The organism is Methylobacterium sp. J-076, from assembly GCF_022829405.1.
Classification (GTDB): Bacteria; Pseudomonadota; Alphaproteobacteria; order Rhizobiales; family Beijerinckiaceae; genus Methylobacterium.
Window position 1 is genome coordinate 1 of record NZ_JAKSXW010000091.1, and the last position, 23,306, is coordinate 23,306.

16 protein-coding genes are annotated in these 23,306 nt (G+C 67.9%); 3 read left to right on the forward strand and 13 right to left on the reverse strand.

All coding sequences use genetic code 11. The annotated features are described in order from the left end of the window. Together MKK53_RS08770 and MKK53_RS08775 are read right to left on the reverse strand one after the other, a co-directional pair. The coding region (locus MKK53_RS08770) for a glycoside hydrolase family 16 protein (RefSeq protein WP_243928313.1) at positions 1 to 1,092 on the reverse strand (1,092 nt) is incomplete at its 3' end. 580 nt (positions 1,093 to 1,672) lie between these two features. After that, the gene (locus tag MKK53_RS08775; RefSeq protein ID WP_243928314.1) at positions 1,673 to 2,770 is read right to left on the reverse strand and encodes a glycosyltransferase family 4 protein; all 1,098 of its coding nucleotides are present in this window, start codon (positions 2,768 to 2,770) and stop codon (positions 1,673 to 1,675) included. Between the two features lie 984 nt (positions 2,771 to 3,754). Here MKK53_RS08775 and MKK53_RS08780 point away from each other — a divergent pair. Beyond that, the gene (locus MKK53_RS08780; protein ID WP_243928315.1) at positions 3,755 to 4,735 is read left to right on the forward strand and encodes a glycosyltransferase family 8 protein; all 981 of its coding nucleotides are present in this window, start codon (positions 3,755 to 3,757) and stop codon (positions 4,733 to 4,735) included. 36 nt (positions 4,736 to 4,771) lie between these two features. Here MKK53_RS08780 and MKK53_RS08785 read toward each other — a convergent pair whose 3' ends face one another. Both MKK53_RS08785 and MKK53_RS08790 read right to left on the reverse strand, forming a co-directional pair. Then, the gene (locus MKK53_RS08785; RefSeq protein WP_243928316.1) at positions 4,772 to 5,818 is read right to left on the reverse strand and encodes a glycosyltransferase family 8 protein; all 1,047 of its coding nucleotides are present in this window, start codon (positions 5,816 to 5,818) and stop codon (positions 4,772 to 4,774) included. A 32-nt stretch (positions 5,819 to 5,850) separates the two neighbouring features. Beyond that, positions 5,851 to 6,783 (reverse strand): hypothetical protein, encoded by a 933-nt coding sequence (locus tag MKK53_RS08790; RefSeq protein WP_243928317.1) that lies wholly within the window; start codon positions 6,781 to 6,783, stop codon positions 5,851 to 5,853. Between the two features lie 969 nt (positions 6,784 to 7,752). Between MKK53_RS08790 and MKK53_RS08795 the strand changes: the two genes are divergently transcribed. Continuing rightward, complete coding sequence (locus MKK53_RS08795) at positions 7,753 to 9,264, forward strand: oligosaccharide flippase family protein (RefSeq protein WP_243928318.1); 1,512 nt, start codon at positions 7,753 to 7,755, stop codon at positions 9,262 to 9,264. A gap of 45 nt (positions 9,265 to 9,309) precedes the next feature. On the opposite strand, the gene MKK53_RS08800 is transcribed toward MKK53_RS08795, so the two are convergent. After that, on the reverse strand, positions 9,310 to 9,873 hold the full coding sequence (locus MKK53_RS08800) for an acyltransferase (protein ID WP_243928319.1): 564 nt from the start codon (positions 9,871 to 9,873) through the stop codon (positions 9,310 to 9,312). 643 nt (positions 9,874 to 10,516) lie between these two features. Between MKK53_RS08800 and MKK53_RS08805 the strand changes: the two genes are divergently transcribed. After that, positions 10,517 to 11,518, forward strand: a complete 1,002-nt coding sequence (locus MKK53_RS08805; protein ID WP_243928320.1) for a glycosyltransferase family 2 protein — start codon at positions 10,517 to 10,519, stop codon at positions 11,516 to 11,518. 33 nt (positions 11,519 to 11,551) lie between these two features. Here the strand turns inward: MKK53_RS08805 and MKK53_RS08810 are convergent, their stop codons facing one another. The 8 genes from MKK53_RS08810 to MKK53_RS08845 form a co-directional block, all read right to left on the reverse strand. Continuing rightward, positions 11,552 to 13,252 carry a tyrosine-protein kinase domain-containing protein gene (locus MKK53_RS08810; RefSeq protein WP_243928321.1) on the reverse strand — a complete coding sequence of 567 codons (1,701 nt, stop codon included), beginning with the start codon at positions 13,250 to 13,252 and terminating at the stop codon, positions 11,552 to 11,554. Further along, a complete protein-coding gene (locus MKK53_RS08815) occupies positions 13,249 to 14,157 on the reverse strand; it encodes a glycosyltransferase family 2 protein (RefSeq protein ID WP_243928322.1) in 909 nt (302 codons plus the stop codon). The genes MKK53_RS08810 and MKK53_RS08815 overlap by 4 nt, the downstream gene beginning before the upstream one ends. A gap of 251 nt (positions 14,158 to 14,408) precedes the next feature. Continuing rightward, positions 14,409 to 15,470, reverse strand: a complete 1,062-nt coding sequence (locus tag MKK53_RS08820; protein WP_243928323.1) for a glycosyltransferase family 4 protein — start codon at positions 15,468 to 15,470, stop codon at positions 14,409 to 14,411. Between the two features lie 194 nt (positions 15,471 to 15,664). Continuing rightward, a complete protein-coding gene (locus MKK53_RS08825) occupies positions 15,665 to 17,080 on the reverse strand; it encodes a hypothetical protein (protein WP_243928324.1) in 1,416 nt (471 codons plus the stop codon). Between the two features lie 7 nt (positions 17,081 to 17,087). Beyond that, positions 17,088 to 18,398: a polysaccharide biosynthesis/export family protein gene (locus tag MKK53_RS08830; RefSeq protein ID WP_243928325.1), complete on the reverse strand. Its 1,311-nt coding sequence runs from the start codon at positions 18,396 to 18,398 to the stop codon at positions 17,088 to 17,090. Next, positions 18,395 to 19,348, reverse strand: a complete 954-nt coding sequence (locus MKK53_RS08835) for a Wzz/FepE/Etk N-terminal domain-containing protein (RefSeq protein WP_243928326.1) — start codon at positions 19,346 to 19,348, stop codon at positions 18,395 to 18,397. The genes MKK53_RS08830 and MKK53_RS08835 overlap by 4 nt, the downstream gene beginning before the upstream one ends. A gap of 530 nt (positions 19,349 to 19,878) precedes the next feature. After that, entirely contained in the window at positions 19,879 to 21,549 is a 1,671-nt protein-coding gene (locus tag MKK53_RS08840) for an oligosaccharide flippase family protein (RefSeq protein WP_243928327.1), read from the reverse strand. Positions 21,550 to 22,029: 480 nt separating this feature from the next. Beyond that, positions 22,030 to 23,205: a glycosyltransferase gene (locus tag MKK53_RS08845; protein ID WP_243928328.1), complete on the reverse strand. Its 1,176-nt coding sequence runs from the start codon at positions 23,203 to 23,205 to the stop codon at positions 22,030 to 22,032. Positions 23,206 to 23,306 lie beyond the last annotated feature (101 nt).

A 23,306-nucleotide genomic window follows, 5' to 3' on the forward strand; every position in this document is an offset into this window, starting at 1 on the left:
GGTGATCGTGTCGGACTGGCCGGCCGCATGCGAGGCGTGGGCCGTCAGGGTGCCGCCGACCTGCTTGCCGTCCACCGAGATCGTGTACTGCGCGTCGCCCTTGTAGGCATCCTCGCTCAGCTTCAGGACCAGCGTGTCCGATCCCGTACCGATGCTGGTGGTGAACGGCGTCGCGGCCGCCGCGACTGCAGCCGTCGTGACCGTCGTCGTGGTCGCCGCCGTGGCCGTGGCCGTGGCCGTGGTCTTGGCCGGAGTCGCGGAACCCGCGGCGGTCGCGCCGTAGAGGCCCGGATCCTGTCCGTCCGGAGCCGAGACGGCCCCCTGGGTCACGGCCACCGCGTTCGGATTGTTGGAATAGGCCCGGATGTAGTCGATCTTCGTGGTGATCGGCACGCCAGCCGCGTCCGCGTCGCTCTGGGTGGCGAGATCGGCCAGGAGGTACATCGGGCCGTGCATGTCGCTCGGCGTTGCCTGCGAGCCGACGAACTTCCCGTCCACGTAGAAGCTGATCTTGTCCTTCTGCCAATCCATCCCGTAGGTGTGGTACCCGCCGGCCTGCGCGGTCTCGCTATAGACCTGCCGGTTCTGCTGCCAGGGGATGTTGGGCGTCTGGTCCGTCGTGTGGATCGTGCTGTAGACGCCCTTGTTGTTGGCGCCATAGTGCTCGACCACGTCGAGCTCCTGCCAGCCCGGCAGGTTGCTGGGGTTGGCCGCCGGCTTGTCGGGCAGCAGCCAGAACGCATCCCAGCCGCCCTTCGCGTCGGCGAGGTCGGCCCGCATCTCGAAGTACCCGTAGGTCTGCGAGAAGTTGCCTTTCGTGGTGATCAGCCCCGACTCCCAGCTGCCGGGATAGCCCGACGGGGTCTTGTCCGGGACGGCGGTGATGGACAGGGCGCCGCCTTGAACCTTGAACGGATCGTAGCCCGAGGCGGGATCGACGAACGAAGAATGCCCGAACCCGATGTCGGAATTGGCGTCGTAGCGCCAATCGGAGCGGATGTCGGCCCAGGTCGTCCCCGCACCGGTTTGCGAGATGCTGCGTGCGTTGAACTCGTCATCGAACGTCAGCTTGTAGCCCGTGAGGTCAAGCAAGGATGCGCCCCTGAGATCAGTAATAATTTACTTCGATTTTGTCGCAATTTTCAGCAAACTGCTGCGTCGCTCCACCAACATCGTATGCGGGAGCACTAAGAAATATTAATGGCGGCCGAGGCTGTGACGCTTAATAGTCTTCTAGTTAATGTCGCGGAAGCGTCGTTCGCATACTTGAGCAAACTCTGCTGGGTCGGCAGCGACCATAGTCTACCGGTCGCACCACCTTCGTGGCGCGGCGCGTCCCGGTCGCCTGGGCCGGGGCGGCCTGCGGGGGGAGGTCAATCGTTCCGGCGATGGCGAGGGTGGGGGCCGGGCAGGATGGATCGCCCGGCGTGATCCGCCCCCGTTTTCGCGAGGGCGGAGACCCAATCCAGGGTGAGGGGACGCCGCAAGACCGCGCGCGAAGACCGCGCGCGTCCCTGGATCGCCTCGCTCTGCCCGCACAGACGGACGGGGGCGGCCTGCGGGGATGGCCCCCGACGGGGGCGCTCACGGGCAGGGCTCGTCTGCGACCGGGCGCGCGGCCGCGGGCGGCATCGCGGACGACGGCACCCGGCCCACGCCCGGGCCGGGACGCTTACAGCGAGGGGCCGAGCAGCTCCCGGCTGATCTCCACATGGCGGCGGACGAAGGACTCCGCCCCGATCCCCGCCTCGGACATGTGGGCCTGCGCCCGCACCGCCCTCTCCCGGGCGCCCTGGGGGTCCGCCGCGATCTCCTGCAGGGCTTCCCGCAGGCGCACCGGATCGTTGGGCGGCACGTAGCGCACGGTGTCCGGGCCGAAATAGTCCTCAAGGCCCCCCGTGGCGGTGGCGATGACCGGAACCCCGGCCAGGACCGCCTCCTGGATCGCGGTGATGCCGCTGGCGTGCCGGTTGGGTTGCAGCGGCACGCAGACGACGCTCGCCTCGGCAAACTGCGCGAACAATTCGGTGTTGGACCGCGCCTGCATGATCTGCAGGTTCGGCCGGCCCTTCATGAGCGCGTGCGGCGCGGAACCGGAGAGGATGGTCGCGGAGGCGCCGGGCACGCCGTCGAGCGCCTCGACGAGGCATGGCCAGTCGCGATGGCGATCGTTGCCCACCGAGAGGATCCGCAGGGGCTGGCCCGGCCGCTCGACGGGGGCCGTCATCCGCTCGGACGGGATACCGAACGGCACCAGCAGGACGCGCTTGCCCGGGAACAGCGCCCGGGCCACCGCGAGGTTCTCCGAGGAGTGGACCGTCAGCACGTCCACATGCCGGATCAGGCGCCGGTAGAGGACCTTGTGGAGGGCGTTGAGGCTCTTCCAGCGGTCGAACAGCCAGACACTCTGGCCCAGGATCTTCGGGCGCCGCGTCGAGAGGGAGACCAGGGCGGCGACGGCAAGATATTGCGACTCGGTGTGGGTCCACACGATGTCCGCGTCGAGGAGGTCCCGGCGCTGCCGCCACGCGTGCAGCAGATCGAACCCGGTGATGACGCGCAACCCGAGCCGCAGGACCTTGGTCGGCAACCACTCGCGCGAGGTCTTCGAAAAATCGATCGCACACCCCATTCGGGTGGCGCGGCCGTACCCGTAAGGTGTCTCGTCGTTGATGCCGACCAGCGTGCCGGCCCGCCATGCCTCAGACCAGACCTTGAGGTCCTTGTCGGCGGCCAGATGCACGAAGACCTTCAACGGCCGCCCGGCCACCTCGCCTCCCTGGCGCGAAGGTTCGTTCAGCGGCGCGGATGCGTTCGCCCTCGAAGACGAATCGCCCGATGAGATGCGGTCTTTTACGGCCTCATACATGGGACGAGGAACCGGCTGATTGGACGGAGCTGGCCCGTGAGCGGCGAGTGCTGAACATGATCGGTTGTCCAAAGCGATAAATCACATCAAATGAGGCAATATGAACGCGGTCTTGCTCAATAAAATCTGGCTGTGACGGGATAAAGCGTCAGGGCGAGGCGACGGTTCCATAAAAATTGTCTGGAGATCGGCGGGTATAGGGCGAGAATGTTGCTGGATGACGATCCGCGCTCGGGTTGGATCACCGATGACGCCGGCCATGACTTATAATGCGCCTTGTGATCGGCATCACGACCAGGAACGCCATCGGTGTGACGGCATCGCGCCCCGCTGGAACTCGAAGCCCCTCCTCCGGATTTCAGCCGGCGGCCCGGCCTCCCCGCCTGCGATGAGCCAGGGTGCCCCGGCGGGAACTGCGCCCGCAACGGGATTATCGGCCCCGAACACAGGGCGAAGTGCTGAGGCGGCAGGTCCCGCCGTTCAGCACAAATGTTGAGAAATCAAATCATGAGTATACGGAAGGCGTTGCCGGCGCTACTGAGAGGAAGTATGATCTCCTTGCGATGAGACGGCCGAAATTGGACGCTGACACCCACCGCGAGGTCGATCCGACAGAACCTACGCCCGAACTGTGCAAAATTACTGACTGATGCTGCTGAATTGCCCCGATCAAACATCTATCACCAAGACCATCGATGTCGCGGAATCAGTCTCCGGTCGCGCCGGTGAACTGATCGACTTGGGCGATAGGTTAGTCGTTCGTTGGGGTGGACCGACGCGATCGAGGCTTCCATCGCCGCGGATGACCGTTAGCAAGACAGATCATCGTGCGAGAGCCTGGAACAGCACCGCGCCGGTTCGGTCAGGGGGCACAGAGTAATGATTGTGGACGATCACGCGACAGTTTTTATTTCCGATAGATACTTCATCGTCCCCACGATCCACGCCGCGATACAGTACGCACAGGCCGGCAAGGGCCTGACGGATGTCGTCGTCGTCGCGGGCGGCCTCTCGTCCTCGGAATTCGACGCGATCGGGCTGTTCCTGCAGCCGCACGGCATCGCCCTGATCGATTCCTCGAAGGAGTTCGCCCGCCTCTTCGGGTCCGTCAGCTCCGGTGACAACCACTTCACCGCCGCGACCCTGGGGCGCCTGCTCCTGGCCGAAATCCTGCCCAGTCGCTACGCGCACATCCTCTACGTCGATGGCGACACCTACCTCTGCGGCGACATCACCGACCTGTTCCGCCTGCGGGTTCCGTCGGGCAAGGTCGCCGCCGCCCTGGACGGCTTGTTCATCAACCTCAAGGGTCACACGGACTACGCCCGGAAGCTTCGCGCCTATCAGAGCGGGCTCGATGCGGTGGTGCCGGAACGCTACTTCAACGCGGGCGTGATGGCGGCCGAGCGCGCCACATGGGGCAGGGTCGGCCACGAGGCCTTCGCCTTCTATCGCGCGCATCCCGAGCGATGCGTGTTTTTCGATCAGTCGGCGCTCAACGTGGTGTGCCAGGGCGCCGTGCAGTGGATCTCGCCGGCCTACAATTTCAGTACCGATTTCCGCCTGATGGGCTTCGGCCTGCACGTCTCGCCGCGGATCCTCCATTTCAGCGGTGCGACGAAGCCGTGGAACACGCGGTGGCATCCCTGGCCGCGCCACCTCACCGACGCCTACCGCGCCTTCGTCGCCAGCGCGCCCGCCCTGCCGCCGCTCATGCCGATCAACAGCCCCGGGCAAGACAGGAAGATCCGGAACCGGCTCATCCACCACATGCTCTTCGACGCGCCGGGCATCGTGGCGCCGTCACACGTCATCGAGAACCACCGCTTCTTCCGGACCTACGTCCAGGCGCATCGCTTCGGCTGACGCGGCGGGCCGGCGGGTGCCGGCCCGGCCGGGCCTTCAGACGAACGCCCGCGCCTCGAACGCGGCGACCCGCTCGCGGATGAACGCCGTTCCCCACGGCTCCGTCTTCACCTTGAAGAGCTGCTGCAGCATGTAGCGCATCATGCGCACGTTCCGCGACGGCGCGAACAGGTTCTGGAGCTGGGGGAACCGCTCGACGAAGCGCAGGTACGGCTGGTGGGCCGCCGCGCCCCAGGGCGGGAACGGACCGTCCCAGGGCCGCGGGCGCGACATGAAATGCAGGATGCTCGGCTCGACCACGCCCTCGAAGCCGCAGCCGATGAAGAAGGCCGGGAAGTTCCACCGGAAGGACGCCAGGGTCTGCCCTCCGTCCATGACGATGTTGAGGGCGTCCTGATCGGGGTAGCGCAGGTCGGCCAGGCCGTGCCGCCTGAGGAAGGCGAGACATTCCTTCGAGATGGCGCCCCAATCGGACGGCCGAAACTTCATGACTCCGGTGTTGAAATAGATCCGCTGGTGGTGCTCCGGAATGCCGAGCTGCGTGAAATACGTGCCATGGGCCTGGAACGACTTCGACGGATGGTCGATGACGATCGACATGATGTCCGGAACGGCGAGGATGCTGCCGGGCCGCGGGTTCGCGTCGGCGAAGGCCGCAACCTCGCCGACGAACTGGGTGTCGGCATCGATGTAATTGATGAAATCGAACCGCGAACAATCGATGATCTGGCAGAGGAACAGCCTCGCGCAGTAGAGCGGATAGCCCATCATCAGGGACGGCGGCACGACGACGATCTCGATCCCGCAGGGCCGCATCGCCTCCGCGGCCTCGCGCGACACCTCGCCCTCATCGTCGATGAGAACGACGACGATGCGGTCCCCCCGGCGGTCCGTATACGCGCGCAGCTGCAACGCGCTGACCAGGGCGGGAAGCAGATAGTTTTGATTGACCGTATAACACCAGCAACTCGCCGACATTCCCCCTCCTTCCTCCTTCCATGTCGACCAGGATACGGCACCTCGGCCTCCGCGCCGGCCCATGTCGGATGAGGCCGCCGTATCCGCAGACGGACCGCCCGCCATGACTTACGCCTTGGTCATGACTTACGCCTTGGTCATGATTTGGCCTTGAGCGGGAAGGGGACCGCGTCCCCTCGATCCGTGGCGAGGTCGGGTATGGTCTTGAGGATATCGGTGGCGCATTCGTTGTAGACCTGACGGCGCAAGATCTGGTGCCTGATGTGATCGAAGATCTGCCGCAGCCCCCGGGGGTCCGGCGTGACCCTGAGGGCCCGGATCAGCGAGAGCACCCGCCACGCGATCGAGAGCCGGGACGCCGCCCCGCCGTTGGACAGCACCGCACCGCCCGCGACCAGGCTCGGCCACGGCATCCTGAAATGCTTCAGGCAGGTCTCGATCTCGTCCTCGTAGGAGTGATGGGTGAACCCGTTCGCGGCCTTGTCCCGGCCGACGGGCCGCGTGTGCAGGACCTGAACCTCGTCGATGATGGCGCAGCGCCTGTCCTGCGGCGGAATCAGGCTGCACCAGAGGAGGTCGATCCCGCTCTCGAGCCCGAGGAAGAAGGTCGGCTCGATCTGCTTCAGGGCAGAGCGGGTGAAGAACGGGCACATCATCTCGATGTAATTGACGTAGCGCAGCTTGAAATTGTCGTTGTGCAGCGTTCCGCCGTAGGTGAAATAACTGCTCCACGTCAGGCTCGGCTGCCACAGGGCCAGGTTGTAGTCACGCCCGATGTCGAAGCAGGCCGACAGCGCGGTGGCATCGCAGGCGATGTCGTCGTCGAGGAAGGCGATCCGCTCGTACCCTTCGAGCCGTTCCGCATAGTGCGACACGATCCTGCGCCAGCCCTCCACCTTCTTGCCGGGCAGGAAGACGACCTCGACGCCATCGACGGCCTCCTCCGCCGGCGAGCCGTGATACGACGTCACCAGCACGTCGAAGTTGCGGGCCTCCTGCGGATGCAGCCACTGCCGGTGCAGACTCCCCGGGCCGGCGCGGGTGATGACGAGATTCGTCCTCTTACGCATTCTCAAAGCCCGGTGTTGCCGCGGCGGCGACTGTGCAACGGATGGCCGGTCGATGATTGCCAGCAAGCGATCCGACAGAAATTGTCATTAGATTGATTACGTACTTTCCGGAATGCAGAGAATCGGCTGCGCGCTCGGCCGGCTTGGTGAATTTTTAATGCGCTATCCAAATTTATCGCAAGATTTTTTTCAATTGGCACCACAAAAAGTTGTGAGGTCGACAAGACGCGCGGTCCCCGAATGAGGCGTGGCGAGCATAGAGATCTGTGGTCGGGAAATTCCGTGAACTATTGTTTACAGTTATTTCGGTGAGGGAGCTGGTTCGGCGCCGTCGCAGACAAGACGATCCCGATCGGCGCGCGCCGGCGGACCACATTCGGCCAGACGATCGGCTCCCCCTTTCCGCGCCATCCGACCTTTACGAAAAGGAGGATATTCGAACGTTCGTTTTGCATAAATCACAATCACTTACGCCTCAAGTCGAGAATTGACGGATCATTTGATCGTCGATATGGCGCCGGAAAAGGCAACCGATGTTATACAGGGTGAGATCGGTGCCAGATTTCCCGCGCGAGTGCGAAAAGATCCGGCTCGACGGTCTCGCCGCAAGTGCTGGCGGCGGGCACGCGGCGTCTCCGGCCACGGATGCTTGCGGGACGGCTCGGGTCGGCGCAGGCCGCGGCAGGGGGCGGGCATGCCATCCAGGCCGTCTCCTCATCCGCTCCCCCATGGCGACGGCCGATGCGCAGGCCGGGCGGGCGAAGGGCCCGGCGGGGCCAGCCCCCTCAACGGCGGGCGAGGGCGGAATGGTTCCCGCGCCCGACGGCCCGGTGCCCCCCCGGGGCGGAGCGGGCCGCCCGCCTCGCCGGGGGGCGCACCTCGACCGCCCCCGCGGCGGCGCTTATACGGGTCCGGCCGGCGCCGGGGCGGCAGATGGCGGCGGGACGCGGGAGGTGCTGCGGCAGGCCCATGGGTAGCACCGATTCTCGATCCGATCCGGAAGGGGCGCTCCTCGACCCCGCCGCGCGCAAGGCCCCCCCCGAAAGAGCCGGCGCCCGCCAGCTCGCGATCAACGTGATCGCCGGCGGGAGCGGCAACATCATCAAGGTCGTGGTTCAGCTGGTGATGCTGCCGGTGATGGCGCGGCTGTTGGGCCCGGCCGAGTTCGGGATCTACGGCCTCGCCCTGCCGACCGTGGCCTTCTTCACGATCCTCGCCGATGCCGGGATGAGCGTGTCGCTCGCGCGGGAGCGGACGCAATCCTCCGTGGTGTGGTCGACGGCCTTCTGGCTGATGGCCGGCGTCGGCATCCTGCTCGCGAGCATCGTGACGGGCTGGGGCTTCGTGGTGGCGGAGATGTCCGGGGAGCCGAAGATCCGGACGATCATGGCCACGCTCTCGCTGAGCCTGCTGTTCCTGACGGCGTCGATGCTGCCCTCGGCCCGCATCACGCAGCAGGGGCGCCTCTTCATCCTCTCCGCGGCGGACGTGACGGCGACCCTGATCGGAAGCGTCGTCGCCGTCATCCTGGCCCTGCAGGGCGCCGGGGCGATGAGCCTCGCCGCGCAATACGTCTCGACCTTCTTCATCCGCGCCGTCATCCTGAACGCCTGCGCCTTCGTGAGGCCGACCTTCGAGTTCAAGCTGTCACAGATCAGGCATCACATCTCGATGGGGACCTCGATCATCGCGAGCCGCCTCGCGGACTTCTCCGGCCGCCTGATCGAGAACCTGATCTACGGCCGTGCCTTCGGGGTGGCGGCCCTGGGCACCTTCACGTTCGCCAACCAAGTGCCGCGCTTCCTGGGCGAGGCCGCCTCGAACCCGATCTGGGCGGCGCTCTACGCGCACAGCCTCCGCGAGGAGGGCGCCGGGGTCGCCGCGGTCCACCTGAAGCTCACCTATATCCTGTCGCTCCTCCTGGCCCCCATCGCCTTCATCCTCCCTCCGGCGGTGCCCATCCTGGTGGCGTCCCTGCTGGGGCCGAAATGGCAGGAGGCCTCGGTCCTTCTGCAGATCCTCATCCCGTTCTACATCCTGAACGTCGTCTCGGCGCAGAGCGGCGCCATCCTCCTCGCGCGGGGGTTCGGCTGGACCCTGTTCTGGATCACCTTCGTGCTCCTCGTCGGCCGCATCGGCGCCGTCTATGTCGGGGGCAGCCTCTCGCCGGTCGTCGTCGTCACCGGCATCGGCCTCGTCCACATCGTCTTCTCCGGGCTGATGATCGCCGTGCCGGCCCGGCACCGGATGGTCGCCGCCGCGCCGCTCCTGTCCAGCCTCGCGAAAACGAGCGGGTCCGCCGCCGTGGCCGGGATCGGATGCGGGCTGCTCCTCGGCCTCCTGCCGCCGACGCTCGTCTGCGCGGCGCTGGCGATGGCCGGGGGCTTCGCCCTCTACTGCCTGCTGCTCCTCGCCCTCGACGGACGCCGGGTGATGAACGAGGGCCTCGCCTTGGTCCGCCTCCTGACGCGGAGGGGGTGAGGGGCGGCCCCCTGCCCTCTACGCCCCCTGCCTTGCGCCCCTGCCCTACGCCCGCGCCACGCGCGGCAGGATCGGCACCAGGGATCCGGCCTCCACCGGAAGAGCCACCACCTCGCCGCCGTCCTTGATCCTCCGGATCCTGCGGGCCGGATTGCCGACGTAGAGGCAATTCTCGTCGGTCGACCGCGTGACCAGGGAGTTCGCGCCGATCACGCAGCCCTTCCTGACCACGACCCCCGGCAGGATCGTCACGTTGGCCCCGACCCAGCACCCGTCCTCGATGCTCACCGGCTTCACCACCGCCTGCATGGTACAGCGCTGCTCGCTCGGCCCGATCTCGTGCGTCGCCGTCAGGACCCGGACGAACTGCCCGATCCGCACACGATCCCCGATATCGAGATCGCCCGCGCCGTCGTAGAAGAAACCTATGTTGATGAAGCTCTCGCGTCCCAAGCTCATCTGCTTGGACTTGATGATGTGATGCGCCCAGATGCACGCATCCGACGTGAAATTGTAGCCCCGCATCCGCATCACTTTCATGCGCAGGAAGACGGGGATCAATTCACTCGACAGGATGTAATCGAATGACCGGTGAAAGAAATCTGACATTGGTTGACTCGACCGATCGTAGACGATCCCGCCCGCTCATCGGGTCGGACCGTCCGTGCGCCGGATGCGTCATCATGGACCGTCCGATGATGCAGCCAATCCAGAATATCGCGCGGGGCGAACCCTCTCCGATAACCGAGAACAGCAACAATTCAGGAAATATACGTAGTATCGGTGCATGAAATGAGCGCCATTTCCGGCCATTGACTCTCTAGCACCAAAGGCCGGTCGATGAAACTCCGACCGGACGGTGCACACGACGCATGGGCGCGCCGCCGTGATGGGCGAGGCCGCACCGGAGGCGAGGGCCGGCAGGGGTCTCCCCGTCCGGAGCCCCCCGGAGGGGAATCGGGCGCCGGACGGGGGAAGGTCACATCGCCCCGTCCCAGGGGATGCCGACCGGGGGGCTGCAGGCAAAGCAAAACGAAGCAAGACCTGCCGGGGGGCCAAATTAAAAAAGAGTCGGCGTCAAGCCCCAAAAAAATCGTTCCGCATGGACAGTCAACTAGTGAGATGATTATGATTCTTGACAGGTTTATAATCAAAGCACTATGATTACCTCGAAGAAGTCAAGTGATATAGATTAGCTAATATGTTCGGGACCAAATCGATCTATTTGCGTGCCGGGCGGCAGGATTAAGAAATGCACAAATTGTGTGTGATAATTCCATGTTATAATTATCAAAATTTCGTCGGCGAAGCAATTGAGAGCGTTGTCAGCCAGAATTGCCCCGAGTGCGATTTAATCGTCATCGACGACCAGTCCACCGACAAATCTTGGGAAGTGATCCAGAGCTGGGGTGTTCGCGCGTATCGCGTGCCCAATGGCGGCGGACGGCGCGCCTTCGTCGCCGGCCTGGAGCATACGACGGCCCCGTTCATCTTGTGCCTGGACGCGGATGACAAGCTCAAACCCGGATCCCTCGCCAAAATTATCCAACGGCTGGACCAGGATGTCGCAAAGCTACAGTATTCGCTGACGAAGATCGACGCGCGCGGCGCGAGCTTCGGAGAGGCCCATCCCAACCTGTGGAACTACAGGCTGCGCGACCGGCTCATCAAGGAGGTGGCGCGGACCGGGGTCTACCGCTGCCCGCCCACCTCCGGCAACGTGTTCCGCCGGGACGTGTGCGAACTCGTGAAGGAGGCGGAGTACGACCGGGCCGTCGACGGCGTGGCCCTGTTCGCGGCGCCGTTCTACGGCGACGTGGTCAGCCTGTCGGAGCAGCTCGGCTGCTACCGCATCCACGGCGAGAACATCTCGGGAATGGGCGGGCTCCTCAAGCCCGAGGTGCTGAAGCACGAGGTCGACCGCTTCATGCTGCGGATGCGGCACCTGCAGGCCATCATCCGGGCGCGGGGCTACGACGGGATCACGCTCGCTCCGGACCGGGCCTACTTCTATCTCGAGAGAAGCCTGTACTACGCCATCGTCCGCGGCGAGCGGCCGACATTCCGGCATCTCCGCCTCCTCGTCGGCGCGCTGATCGTCGAGCGGATGAGCCTCGGCACGAAGCTGAAGCTGCTCGCGCTCTTCGTCTGCCTGAAGTTCTGTTCGGAAACCTTCGCCCTGAAGCTCATCCAGTTCCGCATGGGCACCGGACGCCGGACGACGGCGGAATTCTTCAGGATGATCCTGTCCTGACGCGCCGCCGGCCGGGCCCCCCTCGCCCGCCTGTCAGGACGACGCCTTCGCCCCCCCCTGGTGCCACGCATGCCGGGCGCGGACGGGGCTGTTGAGGACGACCCCGAGGACGCGGCTGTTCGCCGAGCGCATGGCCCGGATCGCCTCCGCGAGTTCATCGAGCTTCGTGCGGTTCAGGGAGGCCACGAGCACCACGCCGGTGAGCATGCTGCCGACCGCCTGGGCGTCCGAGGAGGCCTTGAGCGTCGGCAGGTCGAGGATGATGTCGCGCTTGCCGTTGACCTGCGTCAGGGCGGCCCGCATCGCGTGGGTCCCGAGGAACGCGTTCGGGCTGGCCCGCCGTCCCGCGGCCACGGCGGGCACGAAGCCCAGCGAGGGGGCGATCGCCACCTCCTTGAAGGACCCGCCGACCGCGGGTGACAGGAGCAGCTCGTCGAGGCCGGACGGCGCCGACGGCGCCAGGAGGCGGGTCAGGTCGGGCTTCTGCAGGTTGGCGTCCACCAGCATCGCGTCGGTGCCCGATACCGCGAGCAGGCGGGCGAGGTTGGCGGCGATCGCGCTGCAGCCGTCCCCGTCCTGGCAGGAGGCGAAGCCGATCGAGACATACTGGGGCTTGCCGCCCGCGGAGAACAGGATGGTCCGGAGCAGCCGGAGAGCGAGGGCGAAGTCCGAGTCCGGCTGGTCGAGGGCCGTCGTCGTCTTCAGGATGCCCGTCCGGTAGCGCGGGATGACGACGAGGCAGTCGATCCCCAGCAGGCGCCGCACCTGGGCCGGGGAGCGCAGGATGCGATCGAAGTTGTGGGCGATCGCGATGGCGCCGACGCCGGTGACGAGCCCGAGGACCAGGGCGAGCAGGAGGTTCAGCTTGGTCTGCGGGTAGGTGGAGCTGAGGGGCTGGGGGGCGGAGCCGACGATCCGCGCGTCCGAATCCGGGAACTGGAAGTCGGAGATCACGCCGGTGGCGACGGCCTCGTCCGCGGCCTTCTTCTCGGACTGGATCAGCGAGATGCGGCCCTGCAGGAACTCGGTGCCGCGCTGTTCCGAGACCGCGTGGACGAGGACTTGGTCGCGGATGTAGGCGGCCGCGATCGAGTTCGTCAGGCGGGCCGTCATCTCGGGCGTCGGGCCGCGGAAGGAGACCTCGAGGACGTAGGACTGCCCGAGCCGCTTGACCTGGACCCTGTCGGCGAAGTTCTGGAAGGCCATCTCGCGGGCGCGGTTGGCCGCCTCTTCCGGCGAGGAGGTCGCCTGCCCCCCTACCGGCAGCAGGGACATGACCACCCCCACGCTCCGGCCGATCAGGCCCGGCCCCTTGTCGGCGAAGGCCGGGTCGTCCTTGAGGTTGAGGGTGTCGAATACGTAGCGCAGGTTGCGGGCCGAGCGGATCACCTGCAGCTGGCTCTCGGCCTGGGCGCTGTCGAGGGTGGGGGCGGCGGCGGCCGCCGCCGCCGCCGCGTCGGTGCCCGGCGGCAGGCGCAGGCGCGGTTCGAGCACGATCTGGGCCGACGCCACGAATTCGGGCCGGGTGGACGCCGTGTAGGCGACGCTGACGGCGAGGCAGGACAGGATCCACAGGACGAGACCCAGGGCCTTCCGGCGCACGGCCGCGATCAGGTCGCCGATCACCGTGGCGCCCGGGTCGTCCCCCGGATTGCGCATGTCGATATGCTCAAGCCCGGGCATCGGCTCGGGCTGCGGATCGCTCGGGCGGATCACGGTCGAGTTGAAGTTCATAGGGTGGCGGCCCGTTCCGGTGTCAGACGTAAACGCAGAAGATCGCCGACGGCGATGAGATTTCCGACCAGCCGGCCGCGCCGGTCGATGTAGAGCTCCGGCCAGAAGGACTTCACGAGGTTGGCCGACATGTTCCGGCCGATCTGCCGGATCACCTGCGCCGTGGTCATGGTGCTCTTCCGGTGCATGTAGACCGGGTTCATGACCTGCGAGTAGCCGAACTTGCGCCCGGACACCCGGCCGCGCTTGACGCCGAGATGGGCGCCGTAGGCCGCCCCGAGCTTGATCAGCCGCCCGCCCCGCTTCCGGAGCCTGGCGCCGAAATCCCGGTCCTCGAGCCAGCCGTAGAGCACGAGCCTCTCGTCGAACCGCATCCCCTCGATGGCCTTGCAGCGGAAGGCCATGTTGCAGCCGTAGGGGCTGAACGCGTCGAGGACGTAGTCGCTCGCGGCCGGATCGTGGGCGGCCACCTGGGAGAGGGCCTCGTCCTGGCCGAGGCCGGGTCCGAGGATGCCGTCGGCCACCACGTGGCCCGTGACCCCCACGACGGAGGCGTCCTGCCGGAAGGCCCCGTCCACCCGTTCGATCCACCGCGGGTCGGGGTAGAAGTCGTCATCGAAGAACACGACCCAGTCCGTCCCGGGCGGCAGGGCGGCCAGGATGGCGTTGCGCTGGCGCGAGGAGCCGGGCTGATCGTAGAGGACCGTGACGTGCGGGTGCGCGGCCACGGCGCCGACATCCTCGGGCTTCGTGCAGCAGATCATGATCGTGTGCGGCGTCACGGTCTGCCGGGCGAGGTTGCCGATCATGGACGCGAGCTGGTCGGGGCGCCCGAGGGTCGCGATCCCGACGCAGACGCGGGCCGTCTCGGGGCCGGCAGCGCTCGTGTCCATCGTGCTCGTCATCGGTCCGAGGTCTCTTCTCACGCAATCAACGGGCCACCGGGGCTGGCGCCGCGCCCGGCCCCCCTGCCGGGACGGACGGCCTGCCCCGGCATCGCCCGCCGGCCGCCGATATCCGCCGCCGCATGCCGGAGCGGGGTCCGTGGATCGCCTGCCGAAGGCACACAGATACAGAAAGGCGCGCGCGGGCGCCATCGACCCACCCCGACGAGGCTGGCCGAATCAGAGTATCCGACAGCCGCGCCGCGCTCATTTCAGATTTTGCCGAGAAGATCGAGATAGGTCTGCGCCGACGACTTCCAGGAGAAAGCCTTCACGCGCTCCGTGCCGCGGGCGCGCAACTCGTCGCCCAGGGTCGGCGAGGTGGCGAGGGTGCGGACATGCGCCAGCCAGGCCGGGGCGTCGTCCGGCCCCGCCAGGAGGGCCGCGTCCCCGCAGATCTCCGGAAGGCAGGACCGGTCCGAGGCGACGACCGGGCAGCCCAGCGCCATCGCCTCCACGATGGGGATGCCGAAGCCCTCCGAGCGCGACGGGAAGGCGAGGCAGAGGGCGTGGCCGTAGAGCCATGCGAGGTCGTCGTCGCTCACGAAGCCGAGCTGGTGGATGTTGGCGGCCACCACGGACTCGGTCTGCGCGAAGATCTCCGCGGAGCCGCCCGCCACCACGAGGTCGACGCCCAGCGCGTCGAGCGCCCCGGCCTGCCGCAGGACGAAGCCGACATTCTTGTGCCGGGCGCGGCTCCCCAGGAGGAGGACGAAGGGGCGGATGCCGGACAGGCGCTCGCCCAGGGTCGAGGCCGCCGCGTCCCAGCGGAAGACGTGCTCGTGCCCGTTGGGCGCCACGGTGATGCCGCGGGCCGGAACCCCCAGGCACTCGCCGAGCCGCGAGGCCGAGAACCGGGAGACCGACGTGATCGCGGCGGCCCGGCGGGCGAGGGCCGGGAAGAGGCCGCGGTAGAGGAGGCGGAAGGCCAGGCTGTAGCTGGTGGGCTCGTCGAACACGTTGGTGTCGTGCATGCAGACGATCTGCCGCCCCACCGCGAGGGGGGCGGTGTTGCAGAGGTTCAGGAGCGGCCTCCCCGCCCGGGCGGGGAGGATGGCCTGCTCCCAGGCGTGCCCGGAGGCGCCGGGGACGCGGCGGGCGGTGATCGCCCCGAAGGCCGGCAGCGCCGTGACGGAGGCGGGGACCAGGATCTCCGCCGTCTGCCCCCGCTCCTGCAGGATGCGGTCGACCTCGGACAGGATCTCGCGGCCGTAGCGCTGCACGCCGGTGACGGACTGGCCGTAGAAGCGGCCGTTGATCGCGAAAGCCGTCACCGGGGCGCATGCTCCCGTGCGGCGGGCCGACGCCCCGCCGGCACGTCGGCGGGCGCGGGCGACAGGATCGCGGTGAGAGTTCGCCGACAGGCCGGACGCATCCCCGTCATCAGGATTTCTGGCTCCAGGCAGTTCGAGTGCGGATCGGTGCGGGATCGCGGGGGGCCGGGACCGCCGGTCCTGCCCCCCGGTCGTCAGGCGAGGGCACGGGCCGGCTCGGGCGAGGCCGGGCCCTGGCGGGGGACGCGGGCGCCGGCCGGGGCATGCGCGGCGGCGAGCAGGCCGAGGACGGAAGCGGCGGCGATGCCGATATCGGGCATGGTCGCGGACAGGAGGCTCATCGCCAGAGACGGGAGGAGCGCGAGCTTCAGGGCGGTGGTGAAGGTCAGCACGTGCTGCGGGACCCTGCCGGGGACCGCCACGAGGTGCTGCGTGATGAAGCCGAACATCAGCACGGCGCCGAGGACGCCGGTGCTGCCGAGGATCGAGATGCCCCAGTTCGAGGTCCGGATCGAGCCGAGCCCGGCCCCCAGGCCGCCGGAATCGATGAAGGCCTGCCAGCCGATCCGGTTCCACGAGCTGCGCTCGGCATAGGACGCGGTGTTCGTCTTCTGGAGCACCAGCGAGTCGACCATCGACAGGACGGGGTCGAACAGGTTCGGCTTGAGCACGAAGGCGACGAACATGCCGACCAGGGCGAGGAAGATGATGAGGATCTCGATGTTGAGCTGGCCACGCCGCGGGTTGCGGGGATTGACCAAGCGGACCAGCAGATCGAGCCCGTAGACCAGGCCGAACAGGCCGATGCCGACGATGGCGGTGGAGGAGGTCGACAGCATCGCCATCAGCGCGAGGAGGCCCATCGCCCCCAGGACCAGGAGCCGTTCCCTGCCCGCGCGGTACAGGGGCCGCATGAAGGTGAGCGCCGCCAGCATGCTGACGCAGGCCGTGCCGTAGGTCGATGCCTCCGGCATCAGGCCGACCACGCGCTTGACGCCCTCGGCCTCGACGTCGATCAGCAGGGAGTAGGTGGCCGTGCGGAACGGCTCGAGCAGCGCCCCGAGGCCGAGGGTGTAGCACACGAGGTCCAGGAACCCGGTGCAGACCAGGGCATAGGCCGCGTAGAGGAGCGCGCGGCGATAATGGTCGCGCGTCACCTCCGATTGCCCGATCACCGCGAAGGACAGCGCCACGGCGAAGGACAGGATCATGTAGCAGGACTGGGTGATGTTCCCGGCGGCCGGCTTCAGGATGTCGGCGCCGAAATAGGCCGAGCTGACCGGCATGACCTCGAACAGGCCCGCGAACATCCGCGGCAGCACGAAGGCCCCGAAGACGCCGTAGGCCAGGAAGGCCGAGAACAGGGCGAGCCGCCGGGGATCGAGCGCCACCTCGATGCCGCGCAGGACGTTGCCGCGCTGGATGGCCACCTTGCCGACGAACACCAGCCCGCAGGCCGTCTGCGGCAGCAGGGTGGTCCCGCCGCCGCCGGGCAGCATCTGCAGGGTCCCGAACACGCTGCTGATCATCAGCAGATAGAGAAGGCCCGGCCCTCGCGCGAAGGCCATGGCGATGATCAGCACCCAGAGGACGGCGGCCGGCCAGCTCATCGCCCGCTCAGAAGTCGTTCGCGGTCGCGCCGGAGGCGCGGGCCCCTCGGCTGCCCGCGGGCGGCACGGTCGCGTCGATGTTGTCGGGAAGCCGCGGCCGGACCCGCACCACGTCGCCGGGCTGGAGCAGGTCGTCCTCCCCCACGGTCAGCGTCTTGGCGACGCCGTTGGAGCGGCGCAGGACGATGTATTCCGGCTTGGAGTAGGAGTCGGAATTGGCCAGCACCGTCGCGGGCGAGCGGATCTCGGCCTGGTAGAGGAGGTTCTTGGCCGCCTCGAGCTTGGCCATGGTCTCGTTGAGCCTCATGCGCGTCTCGGCGGCCTCCTGAAGGGCCGTGTTGCGGCGCTGGTCCTTGAGGTCGAGGATGTCGCGCTCGCCCTTCGAGATGTCCTGTCGCGCCCGGATCACCGCGATCTGCACGTCGAGCCGGTTCGATTCGAGGGTCGCGATGGTCTGCGAGGTCTCGATCTGGCGCGGCATCGCCGAGAGCCCCTTGCTCACGAGGCCGGAGATGCGCGCCAGCTCCTGCTTCATGATGTCGAGCTGCTCGCCGGTGGTCGCATCCTTGGCGGTCAGCGAGGTGATCTGCTCGGACAGAAACTCCTTGTTCTGCTTCAGGTTGGCGATCTGCGAGGCGAGGGCCGCGCGGCGGGTCTCCAGGGCGAGGCGCTCCTCGCGGATGATGCGGGCCACCTCCGGCTCCTTGGAGCGCGTCTCGATCTCCGGCGGGAAGACGAGGGGCACGTCCCTGATCTCGGCGTCGAGGCGCACCTGCCGCGCGAGGAGGGCGAGGCGGGTGGCGGAGAGTTCCTGGATCGCCCCCCGCGAGGTCACCCCCTCGCGCACGAAGGACAGGAGGATGTCGGTGGGCACGCGCTGCAGCCCCCCCGCGATGCTGACCGCCTGGAGGACGCTGAGCTGGGGCCGGTACTCGTACTCCCCGGGCTTCTCGACGCTGCCCATCACGTAGAACGGCCGGAACTTCACGATCTGGACCGAGGCGTCCGGCTTGGTGGCCAAGCCGGCCTTGGCTTTCAGGCGCTCCGCCACGTCGTTGGCGATCTCCGTGGTCGAGCGCCCGGTGGCCTCCACTTCCCCCACGACCGGCAGGGACACCCTGCCCGAGGCGCCGACGGTGAACTCGCCGTCGAAGGCCTGCCACTGGTAGGCCTCCCCCGTGCCGGCGCGCAGGTCGGAGACCTTGATCTGGATCTGGTCCTGCGGACCCAGCCGGTACGGCTCCTCCGCGCGGGCCGCACCGGTCGCCAGCAGGAAAGTGGCGGCGACCCGGAGCAGGGTCCAGTGAAGCTCCTTCATGCGATCCTCGCATCGTTGGACGAATGTGAACGATAGGCGCGACGACGGGCGACCGGCACGGTCTTCCTGCGCGAGAGCAGGACGATCAGCAGTCCCGTGACGGCCCCGAGGCCCGCCATCATGAAGAGGATGGGGGTGGCCTTGGGAAAGACGCTGCCGAGCGGCAGGCTCGCGGGTCCGAGCAGGCGCACGTCGGCGTCGGCCAGGGCGTTGTCGGGGATGGTGCCGAAGCGCATCCCCGCCTCCGCGGCCATGATCTCGGTCTGGAGTCCCGCGAGGCGGCTCTCCCGGTAGACGCCCCGCCGCAGCTCCCGGGAGATCACGCCCCGCAGCCGGTACACGGCGTAGGCCGCGCCGATCGAGTTCACGACCCGCGCCGCCTGCTGGGCGCTGTAGGCCCGGTAGGAGATCTCGATCACGTAGGACAGGCCGAGCCGGCGCGAGCGGACGCGCCCCTTGAACACGTTGAAGGCCTGGGTCGAATCCTGGGCAGGCGTCACCAGCCGCTCGAACTGATCGACTTTGCCGCTGAGATAGGCCCACACGCCGTCCACCCCCTCGCGGATCTCGGGGGCTTCGGCGAGTTTCAGGGCCTGGAAGACGCGGAAGAGCAGCTGCTCGGAGCGCAGCACGTGCAGCTCCGTCTCGCACTGGACGCCGTCGATCATCAGCTGCTGGTAGCGCCGCAGGTTCTCGGGTCCGTCGTTCACGACGACCCGCGGCTGCAGGAGGACCTGCGTGGTGGCGATGTAATCCGGCCGCAGCAGCTTCGCGTAGACCGCCCCGCACCCGACGAACAGCAATATCCAGAGCGTCAGGAACGGAAGGTTCCGGCGCAGGTGGGCGAGCGTCGCCACGATGTTCGCCGACACGTCCGGGACCGGGCGCTGGCCCGCCCAGAAGGGAGACGATGCCCCCGTGGAGCCGGTGCCGGAACGGGCGTCCATCATCGCGTCGCGCCGTCGGTGACGCCCCCGGGCATGGCGCCCGCTCTCACGGCCCCTCCCCGCGCGCTCCGGGACGGCGGGCCCCCGCTCCCCCGGCCGAGCACCGCCGCGCCATTCCGCGCCCCCGATAACCAGAAGTGGACAACCGCATCGCACATGGAGTCCTCCCGGTTCGCTGTTTCGAGGTCGTATCGGCACGGTCACGGCCGACGCGTGGACAGACTATCACAACGGGCTCCGGAAATCGTCCGGTGCGATGGCGGTTCACGCGTGGGGCGGACCGTTCACGGGCGCGCGGTGGCCCGGAGGCGGACACGTCCGGATGGGTCGATCCGTCTCCGGCCCCCGGCCTCGCAGGGCCCCCCGCCGGGGGCCGCCGGCACCGGGCGGCCCCACCGGTTTCGCCGGCCCGGCAAGGCCTGTGTGCATTGCAATATGGAGGGCATGGGATAGCCCCATCTCTGGATTGTGACAACCTTCTCGATACAACTTTTCAAGAGCGGGGGCCGCCCCGGCCGCCGCGTTTGCCGTACTCAGCCGCGCTTCTTGACGATGTCGCCCATCGCGCCCTTCAGGAATGCCAGCTCGCTCCCGAGGTTGCGCCCGTCGATGGCGAACATCGCCACCACGTAGCTCGCGGCCGCCGTGGCGATGGCGGCGCTGAGCGCGGGAATACTGTTGCCGGTGAAATTGAGGATGCTCCAGCAGACGACGCCGCTGAACACGCTGGCGAAGAACGGCCCCGCCAGATCCTGGGCGACCGCCCGCAGGCGCGCGCCCGCGAATCGCCTGGCGAACACGAAGACCGACGCCGCGAAGACCACGTTGGAGAGGGTGACGAGCGAGACCGCCTGCCAGGCGGGCAGGAAATGCCCCGACGCCACCGCGGCGACCCGGCCGGCCCCGAGGATGATCGTCGTCGCGAAGAAGGTCTTGTTGGCGTTGAGGGCCAGGAGCAGGGCCGTGCCCATGGAGGCCGTGGCGGCGATGGCGTATCCGGGCGCGAGGAGCCGGAGGAAGACCCCCGCTTCGAGCCATTTCGGGTCGAGCACCTGCGCCATGACGTCGGCGCTGGCCGCCGCCAGGACCGCCGCCATGGGGAACGTGACGAAGGCCATGAAGCGGCAGACCTTGTAATAGAGCGTGAGCAGGCGCTCCCGCTCCTCGCCGAGGGTCTGGGCATAGAGCGCCGACCAGCTCGGGTTGCTGAAGGCCTCGAACAGGAACCGCGGCACTTGGTTGGCGAAGTTGTAGGCGCCGAGGGTCGCCGGCCCGAAGGCGTTGCCGAACAGCAGGTTCTCCCCGAAGCGGAGCCCGAGGTCGGCGACCCGCCCGCCCATGAGGATGCCGCCGGAGGTCAGGTGGCTCCGGATCGCCGAGGGGCGGAACACCGCCTGCGGCCGCTCGAAGGCGTAGCAGTTCAGGATGATCGCCCGGATCACGTAGCCGGTCATGTATTGGAAGGCGAGGCTCTTGGCGCCGAAGCCGAGCAGCCCCAGGCCGACCGCGCAGAGGGCGCTGGTGACGACCGAGATCAGGTCCGCGATGGAACAGGAGACGAGGTTTCCGCTCCGGATCAGCCGCGCCACGGGCAGTACCGAGAGGGTCAGGAACGGGAAGCTCACCGCCAGGATCAGCATGATGGTCTTGAGCTGCGGCTCGGACGAGATGAGCGCGAGCACGTAGCCGCTCCCGGCGACGGTCAGCGACAGGCCGATTCCGGAGGCCATCAGGACCCAGAACGCCGTCGACCAGATCACCGGGGAGTTGGTCTGGTCCCGGGCCAGCGACAGGCCCACGCCCCCGTCGGCGATCACCGCCAGGAAGGCGACGACGGGGATGGCGAGGGCGTAGATCCCGAACTCCCGCGGTCCCAGCAGGTGCGCCATGACGGGCAGCAGGGCGAGCTGGATGGCGATCTTCACGAGGCTGACCGTACTGCCGGCCCCGATATTCCTCAGGAAGGTCTTGGTGCGGACCGGGGGATGACCGGCGGGCCCGGTATCGGGCTCCGGCCCTGCCGCCACGGCGGCCTCCGGGGCCAGATCCTGCGTGATCGAGACGGGCCCCTGCGCGACGGCGAGCTGGCTCTCCCGCAGGAGGAACTCGCCCTCGACCCGGGCGATCGCCGTCTCAAGGTTCTGAAGCGGCGCGTCGCCGCCGCGGGGGTAGCCCGGCCTGTCCGGCCATGCGGGATGGATCAACGACTTCCGAGCGTAATCATAGACGTCGCGCCGGATTGCAGGCGTCGTGTCTCCGATGGACTCTATCGTGTTCCGAATAATGATATCAAATCTGTCAACTAAATGGTCACGAGACATTCTTGATTCGCATATGGTCGGCCGCAGAGTAGCCCGCCAGGGCGAACGCGTCGCCCCCGTATCGGGCGCGGTGAAGGGGATGCCGGGGACGGGGACCGCGTCCCCCGGCCGTCCGCGGGGCGGACGCCCGACCAGGACCCCGGGACGCGTCGGGCGGGCCCGCCTCCCGCCGCTCCGGCTTGCTCGCCACCGCCCGCCGCCAGGGTCAGCGGTGGGGTGTGAGGCGCGAACGGTGGGTCGCGGTCATGGCCAGTTCCCCGAGAGCGGCGTCGCGCCTTGCATCCTTCGGCTTAACGCCGACCGGCCCGCCCCCTGGCCTCACGAATGCGTGAGCGGCCCGAGCGAGGCATGGGCCTGCGGCCCTCACCCAAATGCCGGGCGTTTGGTGTTGCGCAGCACCGTCCCGCCCTCGCCCGCCGCCGGGCCGGCTTCGGGGATCGCCTGCCCGTAGGCCTTGGCCCAGGCATCACCGATGGCCTCGCGCATCTGGCGCTCGAACCGGGCCGGATTGAACTGGCGGGCGTGGAGCACGATGTCGGCCGGGTCCAGGGTCAGGCGCTCCAGGCGGTCGATCGCGTCGATCAGGGCGTCCTCGCTCTGCTCGTCGAAGAACACGCCGGTGCGCCCGTCCACCACCGTCTCGGTGGCGCCACCGCGGCCGAAGGCGACCACGGGGCGGCCGCTGGCCATCGCCTCCACGGGCACGATCCCGAAATCCTCCTCGCCGGGGAAGATCAGGCCGCGGGCCCGGGCGTAGTGGTGGCGCAGCTGCGCGAAGGGCTGGGAGCCGAGCATCTCCACGGTCGGCCCGGCGAGCGCCCGCAGCTCGGCCAGCATCTCGCCGCCGCCGATCACCACGAGGCGCCGGCCCGTCCTGTTGAAGGCGCGCACGGCAATGTCGGGCCGCTTGTAGCGGACGAGCTCGCCCACCATCAGGTAGTAGTCGCCGACCTCCCCGGGGGCCACCGGCGCGAAGGCGTCGATGTCGACCGGCGGGTGGACCACCCCCGAATCCCGCCGGTAGTACCGGCGGATGCGCGCGGCCACCGTGCTGGAATTGGCCACGAACCGGTCGACCCGGGCGGCGGAGCTCTCGTCCCACAGCCGCAGGTAATGGGTCAGCAGGGGCATCGACAGCTTGGCCAGGGGCCCCGCCCCCTCGCGGTAATCGTGGTACATGTTCCAGATGTACCGCATCGGGGAATGGCAATAGCAGACATGCACCGCCCCCTCGGGCGGGATGATGCCCTTGGCCGGGCCGGATTCGCTGCTGATGATCAGGTCGTAGCCGCGCAGGTCGAGCTGCTCCAGCGCCAGCGGCATCAGCGGCAGGTACGACTTGTACATCCGCGACGCCCGCGGAAGCTTGGCGATGAACGAGGTCTTGATCGTGTGCCGGCGCAGGTCCTCGGTGAGGATCTCCGGCACCACCACATGGGTGAAGATGTCGGCCTCGGGATACATCCGGGCGAGGGCTTCGAGGACCTTCTCGCCGCCACGCATCCCCACCAGCCAGTAGTGGATGATCGCGACGCGCATGGAAGTCCTCCGGGCAGCAGGGGGGAGCCTCGCAGGCGCGCGCCGGACCGGTGGCCGGAACGGGCGACGCCCTGGGGGCTCCGAAAAGCGAAGCCACGGCT